The organism is Pseudomonas sp. CFBP13528 (genome assembly GCF_005233615.1).
Lineage (GTDB): Bacteria > Pseudomonadota > Gammaproteobacteria > Pseudomonadales > Pseudomonadaceae > Aquipseudomonas > Aquipseudomonas fluorescens_AM.
The window spans coordinates 103,209-118,157 of the sequence record NZ_QGAJ01000005.1 but is presented as its reverse complement, the minus strand read 5'-3'; the positions used below and the strand labels follow the sequence as shown (position 1 = coordinate 118,157).

General features: G+C 62.6%; 16 protein-coding genes. 14 read left to right on the top strand and 2 right to left on the bottom strand.

What is annotated here, in order from left to right; translation table 11 throughout:
- Positions 1-3: 3 nt before the first annotated feature.
- The 14 genes from flhF (at position 4) to yegS (ending at position 13,323) form a co-directional block, all read left to right on the top strand.
- On the top strand, positions 4-1,320 hold the full coding sequence (gene flhF / locus PspCFBP13528_RS12380; protein WP_101218508.1) for a flagellar biosynthesis protein FlhF: 1,317 nt from the start codon (positions 4-6) through the stop codon (positions 1,318-1,320).
- 105 nt (positions 1,321-1,425) lie between these two features.
- Complete coding sequence (fleN, locus tag PspCFBP13528_RS12375; protein WP_003192912.1) at positions 1,426-2,259, top strand: flagellar synthesis regulator FleN; 834 nt, start codon at positions 1,426-1,428, stop codon at positions 2,257-2,259.
- Positions 2,256-2,996 (top strand): RNA polymerase sigma factor FliA, encoded by a 741-nt coding sequence (gene fliA, locus PspCFBP13528_RS12370; protein WP_065884564.1) that lies wholly within the window; start codon positions 2,256-2,258, stop codon positions 2,994-2,996. The genes fleN and fliA overlap by 4 nt, the downstream gene beginning before the upstream one ends.
- Positions 2,997-3,163: 167 nt before the next feature.
- Positions 3,164-3,538: a chemotaxis response regulator CheY gene (locus tag PspCFBP13528_RS12365; protein ID WP_015885173.1), complete on the top strand. Its 375-nt coding sequence runs from the start codon at positions 3,164-3,166 to the stop codon at positions 3,536-3,538.
- Between the two features lie 18 nt (positions 3,539-3,556).
- The gene (locus PspCFBP13528_RS12360; RefSeq protein WP_065949663.1) at positions 3,557-4,345 is read left to right on the top strand and encodes a protein phosphatase CheZ; all 789 of its coding nucleotides are present in this window, start codon (positions 3,557-3,559) and stop codon (positions 4,343-4,345) included.
- 11 nt (positions 4,346-4,356) lie between these two features.
- Positions 4,357-6,591: a chemotaxis protein CheA gene (locus PspCFBP13528_RS12355; RefSeq protein WP_137200321.1), complete on the top strand. Its 2,235-nt coding sequence runs from the start codon at positions 4,357-4,359 to the stop codon at positions 6,589-6,591.
- A 48-nt stretch (positions 6,592-6,639) separates the two neighbouring features.
- A complete protein-coding gene (locus tag PspCFBP13528_RS12350; protein WP_101218512.1) occupies positions 6,640-7,779 on the top strand; it encodes a chemotaxis response regulator protein-glutamate methylesterase in 1,140 nt (379 codons plus the stop codon).
- Complete coding sequence (locus tag PspCFBP13528_RS12345) at positions 7,779-8,519, top strand: flagellar motor protein (RefSeq protein ID WP_065949886.1); 741 nt, start codon at positions 7,779-7,781, stop codon at positions 8,517-8,519. Before PspCFBP13528_RS12350 ends, PspCFBP13528_RS12345 begins: the two co-directional genes overlap by 1 nt.
- A 142-nt stretch (positions 8,520-8,661) precedes the next feature.
- On the top strand, positions 8,662-9,549 hold the full coding sequence (gene motD, locus PspCFBP13528_RS12335; RefSeq protein WP_137200319.1) for a flagellar motor protein MotD: 888 nt from the start codon (positions 8,662-8,664) through the stop codon (positions 9,547-9,549).
- Positions 9,550-9,599: 50 nt separating this feature from the next.
- Complete coding sequence (locus tag PspCFBP13528_RS12330) at positions 9,600-10,388, top strand: ParA family protein (protein WP_137200318.1); 789 nt, start codon at positions 9,600-9,602, stop codon at positions 10,386-10,388.
- Positions 10,388-11,185 carry a CheW domain-containing protein gene (locus PspCFBP13528_RS12325; RefSeq protein WP_101218516.1) on the top strand — a complete coding sequence of 266 codons (798 nt, stop codon included), beginning with the start codon at positions 10,388-10,390 and terminating at the stop codon, positions 11,183-11,185. The genes PspCFBP13528_RS12330 and PspCFBP13528_RS12325 overlap by 1 nt, the downstream gene beginning before the upstream one ends.
- Positions 11,186-11,264: 79 nt before the next feature.
- On the top strand, positions 11,265-11,747 hold the full coding sequence (locus tag PspCFBP13528_RS12320) for a chemotaxis protein CheW (RefSeq protein WP_057721368.1): 483 nt from the start codon (positions 11,265-11,267) through the stop codon (positions 11,745-11,747).
- Entirely contained in the window at positions 11,748-12,140 is a 393-nt protein-coding gene (locus tag PspCFBP13528_RS12315) for a DUF2802 domain-containing protein (RefSeq protein WP_065949889.1), read from the top strand.
- Positions 12,141-12,402: 262 nt separating this feature from the next.
- Positions 12,403-13,323, top strand: coding sequence for a lipid kinase YegS (gene yegS, locus PspCFBP13528_RS12310; protein ID WP_065949890.1), 921 nt, complete (start codon positions 12,403-12,405; stop codon positions 13,321-13,323).
- On the opposite strand, the gene PspCFBP13528_RS12305 is transcribed toward yegS, so the two are convergent.
- Together PspCFBP13528_RS12305 and PspCFBP13528_RS12300 are read right to left on the bottom strand one after the other, a co-directional pair.
- The gene (locus PspCFBP13528_RS12305) at positions 13,282-13,941 is read right to left on the bottom strand and encodes a response regulator transcription factor (protein ID WP_065949891.1); all 660 of its coding nucleotides are present in this window, start codon (positions 13,939-13,941) and stop codon (positions 13,282-13,284) included. The genes yegS and PspCFBP13528_RS12305 overlap by 42 nt on opposite strands.
- Positions 13,938-14,831 carry a sensor histidine kinase gene (locus PspCFBP13528_RS12300; protein WP_137200402.1) on the bottom strand — a complete coding sequence of 298 codons (894 nt, stop codon included), beginning with the start codon at positions 14,829-14,831 and terminating at the stop codon, positions 13,938-13,940. The genes PspCFBP13528_RS12305 and PspCFBP13528_RS12300 overlap by 4 nt, the downstream gene beginning before the upstream one ends.
- Positions 14,832-14,949 lie beyond the last annotated feature (118 nt).

The window sequence follows — 14,949 nt, the reverse complement described above, 5'->3', positions numbered from 1 at the left end:
GTTATGCAAGTTAAGCGTTTTTTCGCCGCCGATATGCGTCAGGCCATGAAGTTGGTCCGCGATGAGCTGGGCGCCGATGCCGCGATTATCGGTAACCGTCGTATTGCCGGCGGTGTCGAGCTGACGGCTGCCCTGGATTACACCCCCCAGGCCCTGGCGCCGCGCGTGCCGAACATGGAGCTTGAAGACGAGCTGCGCAAGACCGCTTCGCGCATCGTCTCGGCCCAGGCCGAACTGAGCATGCGCGGCGACAGCGACGCCACCACCAATCGCCAGTTGTTCGCCGGCCTGCCGCTGACCGCTTCCGAGCCGCTGGTGGAACCTACGTTTGTCGAACCGCCGCGTCCCGCCGCGCCAGCCCCGGCCGCCGCGGTCGATCAGCGTGCGTTCGATTCGATGCGCTTTGAACTCAACGGCCTGCGCGAGCTGCTCGAAGTGCAACTCGGCTCTTTGGCCTGGACGCAACTGCAAGGCAGCAAGCCGCAACAGGCCAACCTGTGGCGTCGCCTGCAACGCATCGGCCTCTCCGGCCCGTTGTCCCGCGACCTGCTGGCGCTGACCGCCGAAGTCGAGGAGCCGCGCCAGGCCTGGCGCATGCTGCTGGCGCACCTGGCACGCATGATTGCCACCCCGGAAATCGAACCCCTGGAAGAGGGCGGTGTGATCGCCATGGTCGGCCCCGCCGGCATGGGCAAGACCACCACCCTGGCCAAGCTGGCAGCGCGCTACGTGCTCAAGTACGGCGCGCAAAACATCGCGCTGGTGAGCATGGACAGTTACCGCATCGGCGCCCAGGAACAGCTCAAGACCCTGGGCCGCATCCTCAATGTGCCGGTGACCCATGTCGACCCGGGCCAGTCCCTGGCCAACGCCCTCGACCCGCTGCTGCGCAAGCGCGTGGTGTTGATCGATACCGCCGGCCTGCAAGCCAGCGACCCGGCCCTGCGCATGCAGCTCGAAAGCCTGGCCGGGCGTGGCATCAAGTCAAAAAATTACCTGGTGCTTGCAACCACCAGCCAGAAACAGGTTCTTACCGCTGCCTACCACAGCTATAAACGCTGCGGGCTGGCCGGTTGTATCCTGACCAAACTGGATGAAACTGCCAGCCTGGGCGAAGTGTTGAGCCTGGCAATCAGTCATGAACTACCGGTCGCCTACCTGACCGACGGGCCGCGGATCCCGGATGATTTGCATCTGCCGCGCCGTCATCAGTTGGTCAGCCGTGCTGTCAGCGTGCAAATGCAAGACGAGCCTAGCGAGGAAGCGATGGCCGATATGTTCGCCGACCTTTATCACAACCCGGCAAAACGGGTGGGATGAGGCAGGATGAACACCGTGAAATGTACCTACATCGATGGCCTGCAAGCGATACACGCGGCCAAGCCATGTAGCCTGCGTCTAAGCAAGACAAGGTAAAGAAATAAAATGGGCAGCATGCATCCCGTACAGGTGATCGCGGTGACCGGCGGCAAAGGTGGCGTCGGCAAAACTAACGTGTCAGTGAATTTGTCCCTGGCCCTGGCAGAGCTTGGCCGTCGCGTCATGCTGCTGGATGCTGACCTGGGCCTGGCCAACGTGGACGTTCTGTTGGGGCTCACCCCCAAACACACGCTGGCCGATGTGATCGAAGGCCGCTGTGAGCTGCGCGATGTGCTGCTGCAGGGGCCCGGTGGGATCCGCATCGTGCCGGCCGCCTCCGGCACCCAGAGCATGGTGCACCTGAGCCCGGCGCAGCACGCCGGCCTGATCCAGGCCTTCAGCGATATCGGCGACAACCTCGACGTGCTGGTGATCGACACCGCCGCCGGGATCGGCGAGTCGGTGGTCAGCTTTGTACGCGCAGCGCAAGAAGTCCTGCTGGTGGTGTGCGACGAACCCACCTCGATCACCGATGCCTACGCCCTGATCAAACTGCTTAACCGTGACTACGGCATGAACCGCTTCCGCGTGCTGGCCAACATGGCCCAGAGCCCGCAGGAAGGGCGCAACCTGTTCGCCAAGTTGACCAAGGTCACGGATCGTTTCCTCGATGTGGCGTTACAATACGTCGGCGCAGTTCCCTATGACGAGTGTGTGCGCAAGGCCGTGCAAAAGCAGCGTGCGGTCTACGAAGCGTTCCCTCGTTCGAAGTGCGCACTGGCGTTCAAGGCCATTGCCCAGAAGGTCGATACCTGGCCGCTGCCTGCCAACCCTCGGGGGCATCTGGAGTTTTTCGTCGAGCGACTGGTGCATCAGACGAGCGCGGGACCTGTGCTATGACATCAAGCGGCTACAACCTTTACAAAAAGTCGGCACGTGACAGCCAGGGCGAATTGATCGAGCGCTATGCGCCCCTGGTCAAGCGCATTGCCTATCACCTGTTGGCGCGCCTGCCCGCCAGCGTGCAGGTGGAAGACCTGATCCAGGCCGGCATGATCGGCCTGCTCGAAGTGTCGACCAAATATGACGCGAGCAAGGGCGCGAGTTTCGAGACGTATGCGGGTATCCGTATCCGTGGCGCGATGCTCGATGAGGTGCGTAAAGGCGACTGGGCGCCGCGTTCGGTACACCGCAATACGCGCATGGTCAGTGACGCAATTCGTGCAATTGAAGCAAAAACCGGTCGTGACGCTAAAGATCATGAAGTTGCGGCCGAACTCCAATTGAGTCTCGACGATTATTACGGGATTTTGAACGATACCTTGGGCAGCCGCCTGTTCAGTTTCGACGACCTGTTGCAGGACGGCGAACACGAAGGGCTGCACGAGGACGGCGCGAGTGCGCATATGGAACCGTCACGCGATCTGGAAGATGAACGTTTCCAGGGCGCGTTGGCGGACGCCATTGCCAATTTGCCGGAGCGTGAGCGCCTGGTGCTGGCGCTGTACTACGACGAAGAGCTGAACCTCAAGGAAATCGGTGAGGTCCTGGGGGTCAGCGAATCGCGTGTCAGCCAGTTGCATAGCCAGTGCGCGGCCCGCTTGCGGGGGCGGTTGGGAGAGTGGCGCGCGCGCTGACAGGCAGTGTGGGGACACTGCAGATGCTACCGCGAAGGCTTCGGCCTTCGCGGGTTCGCTCCGTGGTGCCCTGGGCAGTCCTTTTTGTGTAACGCCTGTTGATTGAAGTGGCGCGTCCAGGTGCTGGGCGCGTTTAAGACTGCTTGGAGGTCGAATTGGACAAGAACATGAAAATCCTCATCGTTGATGACTTCTCAACGATGCGGCGGATCATAAAAAACCTGTTGCGTGACCTTGGGTTCACTAACACGGTCGAGGCGGATGACGGCATTACGGCGATTCCGATCCTCAACAGCGGCAGCATCGACTTTCTGGTAACCGACTGGAACATGCCGGGCATGACCGGTATCGATTTGCTGCGCCATGTGCGCGCCGATGAAAAACTGCGCAGCCTGCCGGTGTTGATGGTGACCGCCGAAGCCAAGCGTGAACAGATCATCGAAGCCGCCCAAGCCGGGGTCAACGGTTACGTGGTCAAGCCATTCACAGCATTGGCCTTGAAAGAGAAGATCGAAAAAATCTTCGAACGCATCCACGGCTAATGCCATCGCGGGGGAGCTATGGAGCATAAAGAAACGTCACAGGGCGACTTTGAGTCGACCCTGAAAAAGCATGCTCACCAGTTGGTCGACAGCCTGGAAAAAGGCCAGTTCGCCGACGCGGTGCAGTTGATCCATGAGCTTAACCAGACCCGTGACCGCGGCCTGTACCAGGAAGTGGGCAAGCTCACACGCGAGCTGCACAGTGCGATCGTCAATTTCCAGATTGACCCGCGCATGCCCCAGGCCGAAGAGATTTCGCAGATCACCGATGCCACTGAACGCCTGTCCTATGTGGTCAGGCTGACCGAGGCGGCGGCCAACCGCACCATGGACCTGGTGGAAAACGCCACGCCCCTGGTCAACGGCATGGCCAGCGAAGCCCACGCCCTGAGCGTGGACTGGGGCCGTTTCATGCGCCGCGAAGTAGGGGCTGAAGAGTTCCGTGAGCTGGCGCGTCGGGTTGACGGTTTTCTGTCGCGCAGCGAACAGGAAAATCGCACGGTGGCCAGCAACCTCAACGATATTCTGCTGGCCCAGGATTACCAGGACCTCACAGGCCAGGTGATCAAGCGGGTGACCCAACTGGTCACCGAAGTGGAAAGCAACCTGCTCAAACTGGTGCTCATGGCCGGCCAGGTCGACCGTTTTGCCGGCATCGAACATGACCGTGAAGCGATCCTCTCGGAAAAAGATCCACAAAAACATCTCGCCAAGGGTGAAGGTCCGCAGATTCATGCCGATAAACGTGAAGACGTCGTATCCGGTCAAGATGACGTAGACGATTTGCTGTCCAGTTTAGGCTTCTAAGGAGCACCCACATGAGCTTCGGCGCCGATGAAGAAATCCTTCAGGATTTCCTTGTAGAGGCCGGCGAAATTTTAGAGCAACTGTCCGAACAACTGGTCGAGCTGGAAAGCCGCCCGGATGATGCGAACCTGCTCAATGCAATTTTTCGCGGTTTTCACACTGTAAAAGGGGGCGCCGGCTTCCTCCAGCTCCATGAGCTGGTGGAGTGCTGTCACATCGCCGAGAACGTGTTCGACATCCTGCGCAAGGGTGAGCGTCAGGTTGACTCGGAATTGATGGACGTGATTCTCGAAGCACTGGATGCGGTCAACGGCATGTTCAGCGAAGTGCGCGAACGTGCGCCGATCACTGCCGCCACCCCGGAACTGCTGGCCGCCCTGGCGCGCCTGGCCGAACCGGCTGCCGAAGCGCCTGCGGTGCAAGCCGAGCCTGAACCGGTGGCGCAAGCCGAGCCGGACGTGACCGACAGCGAGTTCGAGCAACTGCTCGACTCGCTCAATGCGGTCAAGGCTCAAGCTGAAGCGCCGGTTGCGGCTGCGCCGGTCGCCACGCCGACCAGCGAAGACATTACCGACGCCGAATTCGAATCCCTGCTCGACCAGTTGCATGGCAAAGGCCAGTTCGCAGCCGACGCCGTGGCCCCGGCTCCGTCGGATGCCGCGCCCGCTACGCCGGCAGCGCCGGCAGCCAATGCCAGCACCGATATTACCGACGACGAGTTCGAGGCACTGCTCGACCAACTGCATGGCAAAGGCACGTTTGTCGCCGAAGCCTTGCCGCAAGTCGCGGCCACCGCCGCCGCCCCAGCCACCCCAGCCGCCAAGGCTGAACCGGCCGGCGACGGGCTGATCTCCGACCACGAATTCGAAGCGTTACTCGACGAGTTGCACGGCAAGGGCAAATTCACCGAAGTGGCCCCGGCCGCCGCCGCTCCCGCCGCCGCAGCTGTCGCTACGCCCGCACCGGTTGCCGCCAAGGCCGCAGCGCCGGCTGCCAAGCCCGCGCCTGCAGCGGCTGCGGCGCCAGCCCCGGCGCGTGCTGCCCCGGCGCCGGTCGCGGACAAACCTGCCAGTGAAGCCGAAACCACCGTACGCGTAGACACCGCGCGCCTGGACGACATCATGAACATGGTCGGCGAACTGGTACTGGTGCGTAACCGCCTGGTGCGCCTGGGTCTGAACAGTGGCGACGAAGCCATGCAGAAGGCCGTGTCGAACCTCGACGTGGTCACCGCCGATCTGCAGACCGCGGTGATGAAAACGCGGATGCAGCCGATCAAGAAAGTCTTCGGGCGCTTCCCGCGGCTGGTTCGCGATCTGGCGCGCCAGCTCAAGAAAGAAATCAACCTGGAACTGGTGGGTGAAGAAACCGACCTCGACAAAAACCTCGTCGAGGCCCTGGCCGACCCGCTGGTCCACTTGGTGCGCAACGCCGTCGACCACGGCGTGGAAACCCCGGAAGAACGCGAAGCCTCGGGCAAGTCACGCAACGGCAAGGTGATCCTGGCGGCGGAGCAGGAGGGCGACCACATCCTGCTGTCGATTACCGATGACGGCAAAGGCATGGACCCGGCCATCTTGCGCAATATCGCGGTCAAGCGCGGCGTGATGGACAAGGACGCCGCCGACCGCCTGACCGACACCGAGTGCTACAACCTGATCTTCGCGCCGGGTTTCTCGACCAAGACCGAGATTTCCGACGTGTCCGGCCGTGGCGTCGGCATGGACGTGGTGAAGACCAAGATCAGCCAGCTCAACGGCTCGATCAATATCTACTCGACCAAGGGCCAGGGCTCCAAGATCGTCATCAAGGTGCCGTTGACCCTGGCGATCATGCCGACCCTGATGGTGATGCTGGGCAACCAGGCGTTCGCCTTCCCGCTGGTCAACGTCAACGAGATCTTCCACCTCGACCTGTCGCGCACCAACGTGGTGGACGGCCAGGAAGTGGTGATCGTGCGCGACAAGGCCTTGCCGCTGTTCTACCTCAAACGCTGGCTGGTGGCCTCGGCCAAGCATGAAGAGCAGCGCGAGGGCCATGTGGTGATTCTCTCGGTGGGCACCCAGCGTATCGGCTTTGTGGTCGATCAACTGGTGGGCCAGGAAGAAGTGGTGATCAAGCCTTTGGGCAAGATGCTGCAGGGCACCCCGGGCATGTCGGGTGCCACCATCACCGGTGACGGTCGCATCGCGCTGATTCTCGATGTTCCGAGCATGCTCAAGCGTTACGCCGCACGGCGTATTTGATTCTGGCGGGGCAGGGCGCGAGTGCCCGCCCCGTCTAACGGAGTGTTTATGGCAGTCAAGGTCCTGGTGGTGGACGATTCGGGTTTCTTCCGCCGCCGCGTCTCGGAGATTCTTTCCGCCGATCCAACGATCCAGGTAGTCGGCACGGCCACCAACGGCAAAGAGGCGATCGATCAAGCCATTGCGTTGAAGCCGGACGTGATCACCATGGACTACGAAATGCCGATGATGGATGGCATCACGGCCGTGCGTCATATCATGCAACGTTGCCCGACACCGGTGTTGATGTTCTCCTCGCTGACCCACGAAGGCGCCCGGGTGACCCTGGATGCGCTGGATGCCGGCGCGGTGGACTTCCTGCCGAAGAATTTCGAAGACATCTCGCGCAACCCCGAGAAGGTCAAGCAGATGCTGTGCGAGAAAGTGCACAGCATTTCGCGCAGTAACCGCCGCAGCCTGTTCAGCGCACCTGCCCCTGCCTCTGCGCCGACGCCTGCACCCGCACCTGCAGCGGCGCCAGCGTCGTCGTTCAGCCGCGCCGCGCCGGCACCGGCAGCGCGTCCCGCGCCGGCAGCCCCCAGTCGTGCCGCCGCATCGAGCACCCATTCGCCCGCGCCCAAGCGCAAGGCCTACAAGCTGGTCGCCATCGGTACGTCCACCGGCGGGCCGGTCGCCTTGCAGCGTGTATTGACCCAACTGCCGGCCAACTTCCCGGCGCCGATCGTGCTGGTGCAACATATGCCCGCCGCCTTCACCAAGGCCTTCGCCGAGCGTCTGGACAAGCTGTGCCGCATCAGCGTCAAGGAAGCCGAGGACGGCGACATCCTGCGCCCTGGCCTGGCGCTGCTGGCCCCGGGTGGCAAGCAGATGATGGTGGACGGCCGTGGTGCGATCAAGATCCTGCCAGGCGACGAGCGCCTGAACTACAAGCCGTGCGTGGACATTACCTTCGGTTCGGCGGCCAAGTCCTATGGCGACAAAGTTCTGGCGGTGGTGCTCACCGGCATGGGCGCCGACGGCCGTGAAGGCGCGCGCCTGCTCAAGCAGGGCGGCAGCGCCATCTGGGCCCAGGACGAAGCCAGCTGTGTGATCTATGGCATGCCCATGGCCATCGTCAAGGCCGACCTGGCTGACGCGGTCTACAGCCTGGACGACATCGGCAAGCATCTGGTGGAGGCCTGCCTCTGATGGATGTCTTGAGCCTGATCGGCATCACCCTGGCGTTTGTCGCGATCATCGGCGGCAACTACCTGGAAGGCGGCCACCTCGGCGCCCTGGCCAACGGCCCGGCGGCGCTGATCGTGATCGGCGGCACCGTGGGCGCGGCGTTGCTGCAGTCGCCGCTGAACTCGTTCAAGCGTGCCATGCAGATTCTGGTCTGGATTATTTTCCCGCCACGGGTCGACATGCCGGGCGGCATTGACCGCGTGGTCAACTGGAGCCTCACCGCCCGCAAGGAAGGCTTGCTGGGCCTGGAAGGCGTGGCCGATGCCGAGCCCGACAGCTACGCCCGCAAGGGCTTGCAACTGCTGGTGGACGGCGCCGAGCCGGAAGCGATCCGCAGCATCCTCGAGGTGGATTTCTACACCCAGGAAAGCCGTGACATCAATGCGGCCAAAGTGTTTGAAAGCATGGGCGGCTACGCGCCGACCATCGGTATCATCGGCGCAGTGATGGGCCTGATCCACGTGATGGGCAACCTGGCCGACCCTTCGCAACTGGGCAGCGGCATTGCCGTGGCGTTTGTCGCCACCATCTATGGCGTGGCGAGCGCCAACCTGGTGCTGCTGCCGGTGGCGAGCAAGCTCAAGTCGATTGCCATGCGCCAGTCCCGCTACCGCGAAATGCTGCTCGAAGGCATCCTGTCGATTGCCGAGGGCGAAAACCCGCGCTCCATCGAACTGAAGCTCCAGGGCTTCACGGATTGATGGGCATGAACCCTGTAGGAGCGAGCTTGCTCGCGAAAATCGTCAACGATAGCGCGTGCATCCTGGATGAGCGCGTTGTCCTTGCGTGTCTCGCGAGCACGCTCGCTCCTACAGTTGCGTCGGTTTGTGGAGGGGAGTGCCTGTGAGCCGTCGCCGTCGCGAGCCTGAAGAACACGTCAACCATGAACGCTGGCTGGTGTCCTACGCGGACTTCATCACCTTGCTGTTTGCGTTTTTCGTGGTGATGTACTCGATCTCGTCGATCAACGAAGGCAAGTACAAGATCATTTCCCAGGCACTGGTCGGGGTGTTCAACGATTCCGAGCGCGCGCTCAAGCCGATTCCCATTGGCGAAGAGCGGCCCAGGATGGTGACCCCGGCCAAGCCACTGGTCAACGACAGCGATGAGACTGCCGCCGGCATCGGCGGCACCAGCGACCCGCTCAAAAGCATCGCCGACGATATCAGCGCCGCGTTCGGTGACCTGATCAAGTCCAACCAGATGACCGTGCGCGGCAATGAGCTGTGGGTGGAGATCGAGCTCAATTCCAGCCTGTTGTTCGCCAGTGCCGATGCGCTGCCAAGCGACCAGGCCTTCACCATCATCGACAAGGTGGCGGCGATCCTCAGGCCGTTTGAAAACCCGATCCACGTCGAAGGCTTTACCGACAATGTGCCGATCAGCACCGCGCAGTACCCGACCAACTGGGAACTGTCCTCGGCGCGCGCGGCAAGCATCGTGCGCATGCTCGCGATGCAGGGGGTCAACCCCCAGCGCCTGGCGTCGGTGGGCTACGGTGAATTCCAGCCGGTGGCCAATAACGCCACGGCCGAAGGCCGCGGGCGCAACCGGCGCGTGGTGCTGGTGGTGTCACGTAACCTGGATGTACGCCGCAGCCTGACCGGCACCGGCACGGCGAATGCAACACCGGATGCGGCATTGAGGCGTGCTGGCACACAAACTGCACCGGCCCCTGCAAAGCCGCCGGTGCGGACAAGCTCCGTCAATTCTCCGTCACCGGCTCAATAACCCATGCAATGTCTCGGTCGCGCCTGTGCCCGCCGGGAGGAATCAACCGAATGAGAGTCTGGGCAGTTGCCAATCAAAAGGGTGGAGTCGGCAAGACCACCACTTCCATCGCTTTAGCCGGCTTGCTGGCCGAGGCGGGCAAGCGTGTGGTCGTGGTCGACCTCGACCCCCACGGCTCCATGACCAGTTATTTCGGCTACGACCCGGATGCGCTGGAAAACAGTTGCTACGACCTGTTCCTGCACAAGGGCAGCGTGCCGAGCGACCTGCCCGGGCAACTGCTGCTGCCCACCAGCGATGACAGTATTTCGCTGTTGCCGTCCAGCACCGCCCTGGCCACCCTCGAGCGCCAGTCGCCGGGCCAGAGCGGCCTGGGCCTGGTGATCGCCAAGACCCTGGCGCAACTGTGGCAGGACTTCGATTATGCGATCATCGACAGCCCGCCGTTGCTCGGCGTGCTGATGGTCAATGCCTTGGCGGCCAGCCAGCAGTTGGTGATCCCGGTGCAGACCGAGCACCTGGCCGTCAAAGGCCTGGAGCGCATGGTCAGCACTCTGGCGATGATCAACCGTTCGCGCAAACAGGCGCTGCCGTTCAGCATCGTGCCGACCTTGTTCGACCGGCGTACCCAGGCGTCCCTCGGCACCCTGCGTGTGCTGCGCGATGGCTACCCGGACAGCATCTGGAATGGCTACATCCCGGTGGACACGCGCCTGCGCGACGCCAGCCGCGCGGGGCTTACGCCGTCACAGTTCGACGGCAAGAGCCGTGGCGTACTGGCTTACAGGGCGTTGCTCAAGCACCTGCTGTCCCAGCAGCTTGTGGCGCAGGTGGCGTGATGAACCGTCCCGTTCAATTCAAGACCCGCCCGCAACTGGCACTGGAATCCTACCTGGATGCCTTGCTGCAGGACGCGACTGCCGAAGAACTGCCGGAACCGCTCCTGATGCCGGAGCCGGAGCCGGTCGTCGAGCCTGAAGCTGCGCTGGATGAGTTCCAGTTGGCGGTGCTCGAGGAGCAGGCCCGCGACGCCCTGATCGAGGCGGTGCCCGTGGTGCTGCCGACCACACCTGAAGGGGTGGCGCCGGTGGTGGTCGAGCCGATCGTGCAAGTGCACCTGCCGCCGAGCATCACGCCGCCACCGGTGACTGGTGATGGTCGCCCGTCCTGGGCCGCCGAGCCGTTCGAATGCCTGTTGTTCGATGTGGCCGGGCTGACCCTGGCGGTACCGCTGGTGTGCCTGGGCTCGATCTATTCCCTGGAAGGCCAGGAACTGACGCCACTGTTCGGGCAGCCGGAGTGGTTTCTCGGCATCCTGCCCAGCCAGGCCGGCAATCTCAAGGTGCTGGACACGGCGCGCTGGGTGATGCCCGACCGCTACCGTGACGACTTTCAACAGGGCCTGCAGTACGTGATCTCCGTGCAGGGTTACGAGTGGGGGCTGGCGGTGCATCAAGTCAGCCGCTCTTTGCGCCTGGACCCGAACGAAATCAAATGGCGCAGCCACCGTGGCCAACGGCCGTGGTTGGCGGGCACCGTGATTGAACACATGTGCGCATTGCTCGACGTCGCCGAACTGGCCGAGTTGATCGCCAGTGGCGCGGTCAAGACGATGGCGCAGAACAAACGCAGTTGATTGGACAATAGAAGGTCGTGCGGTTGCGCGGCCCATTAGCACACACGCCGTCGATAGCGGCATTTGAGGGGTCAGAAAGATGAACAAGTCAGCGTCCGCACAAGGTTTGGATGATCCGATCCTGCAATGGGTGACCTTCAAACTGGACAACGAGTCCTACGGCATTAACGTGATGCGCGTGCAGGAAGTGCTGCGCTACACCGAGATCGCCCCGGTACCGGGTGCACCGAGCTACGTGCTGGGCATCATCAACCTGCGCGGCAACGTGGTGACGGTGATTGATACCCGCCAGCGCTTCGGCCTGGCGCCGACCGATGTCAACGACAACACGCGCATCGTCATCATCGAAGCCGACAAGCAAGTGGTCGGGATCATGGTCGACAGCGTCGCCGAAGTGGTCTACCTGCGTCAGTCGGAAGTGGAAACCGCGCCGAACGTGGGCAACGAAGAATCCGCCAAGTTTATCCAGGGCGTGTGCAACAAGAACAACGAGCTGTTGATTCTGGTTGAGCTGGACAAAATGATGAGCGAAGAAGAATGGTCGGAACTGGAGAGTATCTGATTGTTCCTTGAAGCGGCGGTGATTGTCCTGGCCCTGTTGTGGGCCGGGACCTTGACATTCCTGCTGCGCTACATGCGCCAGCAACGCGAGTTGGCCCTGCAACAGGCCGAGCGTGATGTGGTGCGTGACCGGCGCATTCTGGAGCTGGTCAAACGCGTCGATCATTTCCAGCAGACTGCGGTGCGGGTAGGCGACGAGGTGCATGAACTGCGCGCGATTCTCGGGCCGTTGCCGGATAAGTTGGTGCAGTTGGAACAGCGCGATCCTTCGAACCTGTCGTTCGCCCAGGCGGCCAAGCTGGTGGGCATGGGCGCGACGGTGGATGAATTGACCCAGTCCTGCGGCCTGACCCAGGCCGAAGCGCAGTTGATGAGCAAGTTGCACAAGAACTGAGCACTGCTCGGTTCAATTGTGGGGGCTTGAACTGGCAGTCGCCGACGATCTGACGGTTGCTTTCGGTCCAGTGTGGGAGGGGGCTTGCCCCCGATAGCGGTGGGTCAGTTATCGATGTATTCACTGTTGCTCCCTTATCGGGGGCAAGCCCCTTCCCACAGGGTGATCTGCGTACATCAGTCAATTTTCTCCCGTCACAGACTTTTCCACTTCCCCAAGGGTCAACATCCTGCAAGCACTTTGACTCAGGAGATACCCCCAAATGACCACCCCCAAAGCCCTGTTGATCCTCCACGGCAAACAAGCCCTCAACGAGGACGTGCGCAGCGCGGTGCAGAGACGGCGGGAGCTGGGCTGGGAACTGGCGGTGCGGGTGACGTGGGAGGGCGGCGATGCCCAGCGCCTGGTCAACGAGGCGCTGGAGAGTGGGTATACCCATATCATCGCCGGCGGTGGCGACGGCACCTTGCGCGATGTGGCTGAAGCCATGGCGCAAGCGAGCACCGACGCCAGCCTGGTGTTGATGCCCCTGGGCACCGCCAACGACTTCGCCAAGGCTGCCGGTGTGCCGCTGGAGCCGGCCGGCGCCCTGGCGTTGCTGGATGTCGAGCCAAGGGCAATCGACCTCGGCCAGGTCGGCGGGCAGATCTTCCTGAACATGGCCACCGGCGGTTTCGGCAGCCAGGTTACCGCCAACACCTCCGAAGACCTGAAGAAAGTCCTCGGCGGTGCTGCTTACCTGTTCACCGGGTTGTCGCGCTTCAGCGAATTGAAGGCCGCCTACGGTGAACTGGAAGGCCCCGATTTCCATTGGAAAGGCGAGTTGCTCGCGCTGGGCATCGGCAATGGCCGCCAGGCCGGCGGCGGGCATGTGCTGTGCCCGGGGGCGCTGGCCGATGACGGGTTGCTTGACGTCAGCATCCTGCCGGCGCCCCAGGAAGTGGTGGGGACCTTGCGCGAATTGATGAGCAACGGCTGGGGCCTGGACACCATGTTCGTGCGCGCCCGCCTGCCGTGGGTCAATATCAAGGGCGCGCAAGGCTTGTACATCAACCTCGATGGTGAGCCGCTGGAAGGCGACGATCTGCATTTCGAGGCCTTGCCCAAGGCCCTGCGGGTGCACCTGCCGCTGGGTTCGCCCCTAGTCGTCCAGGCTGATGATCTGCTCGCGCACCGCGAATAACACCAGGCCCGCCACGTCGAAAATCTGCAGACGCTTCATGATCTGCGAGCGATGCGCTTCCACGGTCTTGATGCTTAAACCCAGGCCGTGGGCGATTTCCCGGGTGGACTTGCCGCGCACGATCAAGCGCAGGATTTCCAGCTGTCGCGTTGTCAGGTTGTGGCTGTGGGGGACGGGCGAAGCCGGGCCCTGGCTGCGGATCAGCGCCTGGTTGATCACCGTGTGGGCGATGGCCGGGCTCAGGTAGCGTTCGTTGTTGCGCAACGCCCGCAGGGCGTGTTCCAACTCGTTGCCTGTCATGTCTTTGAGCAGGTAACCGTGAGCGCCCGACTCCAGTGCGCGCATGATCAAGTCGGGCTCGGTGTGCATCGACAGGATCAGCACCTTGCTCTTGGGGTAGGCCCCCTTGAGTTGCTGCAGGGCATCAAGGCCGCCGGTGTGCTTCATCGACAGGTCCAGCAGCACAATGTCCGGCTGCAGGGCGCGGAACTGCTCGAGCAATTGCGCACCATCGCTGGCTTCGCCGATCACGTTGTAGCCGGGAATATCCAGGATCAACGCACGAACGCCGGCGCGAATCAGCGCGTGGTCGTCCACCAGGAGCAGGTTGCAAGTCACCGCGCAACCTCAGGCGCGCTGGCCCGGTCGAGGTCGCGAGGCGCCCAGGGGAACAATGCGTCGATCCGCGTCCCTTTGCCTGGCCGGCTGCTGACGCACAAGGTGCCTCCCAGGTGGTCCATCCGCTCGTACATGCCGGCCATGCCGCGCTGGCCTTCGAGGCCTGGGTCGGTGGCCGGCGAAAAGCCCAGGCCGTCATCGCAGATCATCAGCGACAGGCCTTCGGGCAGGCGTTGCAGGCGCACCAGCAGGTTGTGCGCCTGGGCGTGACGGAGCATGTTGGTCACCGCTTCCTGGGTGATACGAAAAGCCGCCACGGCCATTTCTTCAGGGATTCCGGCCAGGTGTTGCCGGCATTCCAGGCTCCAGCACACCTCGGTTTTTTCCAGGGTCTTGAGCAGGTGCGCGCGCAAGCTCGCTTCCAGGCCCAGACTGGCCAGCTGGCGCGGCTTGAGGATGGCGGACACGTCGCGCACCTTGGCCAGGGTTTCGTTGAGGGTATTGCACAGCGCCGTGCATTGATCCTGCAGCTCTGGCGGCAGGCGACGCTGCAGCCATTCGCTTTGCAGCTTGGCGGCGGTCAGCAGTTGGCCGATGTCGTCGTGCAGCTCGCGGCTGAGGCGATGCCGTTCGTTTTCCTGCACCTGCAGCAGGCGATCGGCCAATTCCTGGGGATGGAACTTGATGGATTTGCGCGAACGCCATTGGTGCAGGCCCACCACCGCCAGCGTGGCCAGGTTGAGCAGCAGGATCAATAGCGACAAAGGTGACGCGTGTACGTACGCCCAGGCGCTGGCAGACAACGAACACAGGCACAGAGCGAGGATGATGCGGCGTGCAGTGCTGCGCGACACAGACCTTGAGAAAAGTGGCTTGAGATTGGCGTACATAACGGATGAAGCCACTGAGGGTTCGCTGCGGGGAGACCGGTTGGCCGGGCTCTGTTTGGAATACGCTGCCGGATCGTGTTTAAACATGATGAAGTTGAGTCACTTCGAGCGGGGCATA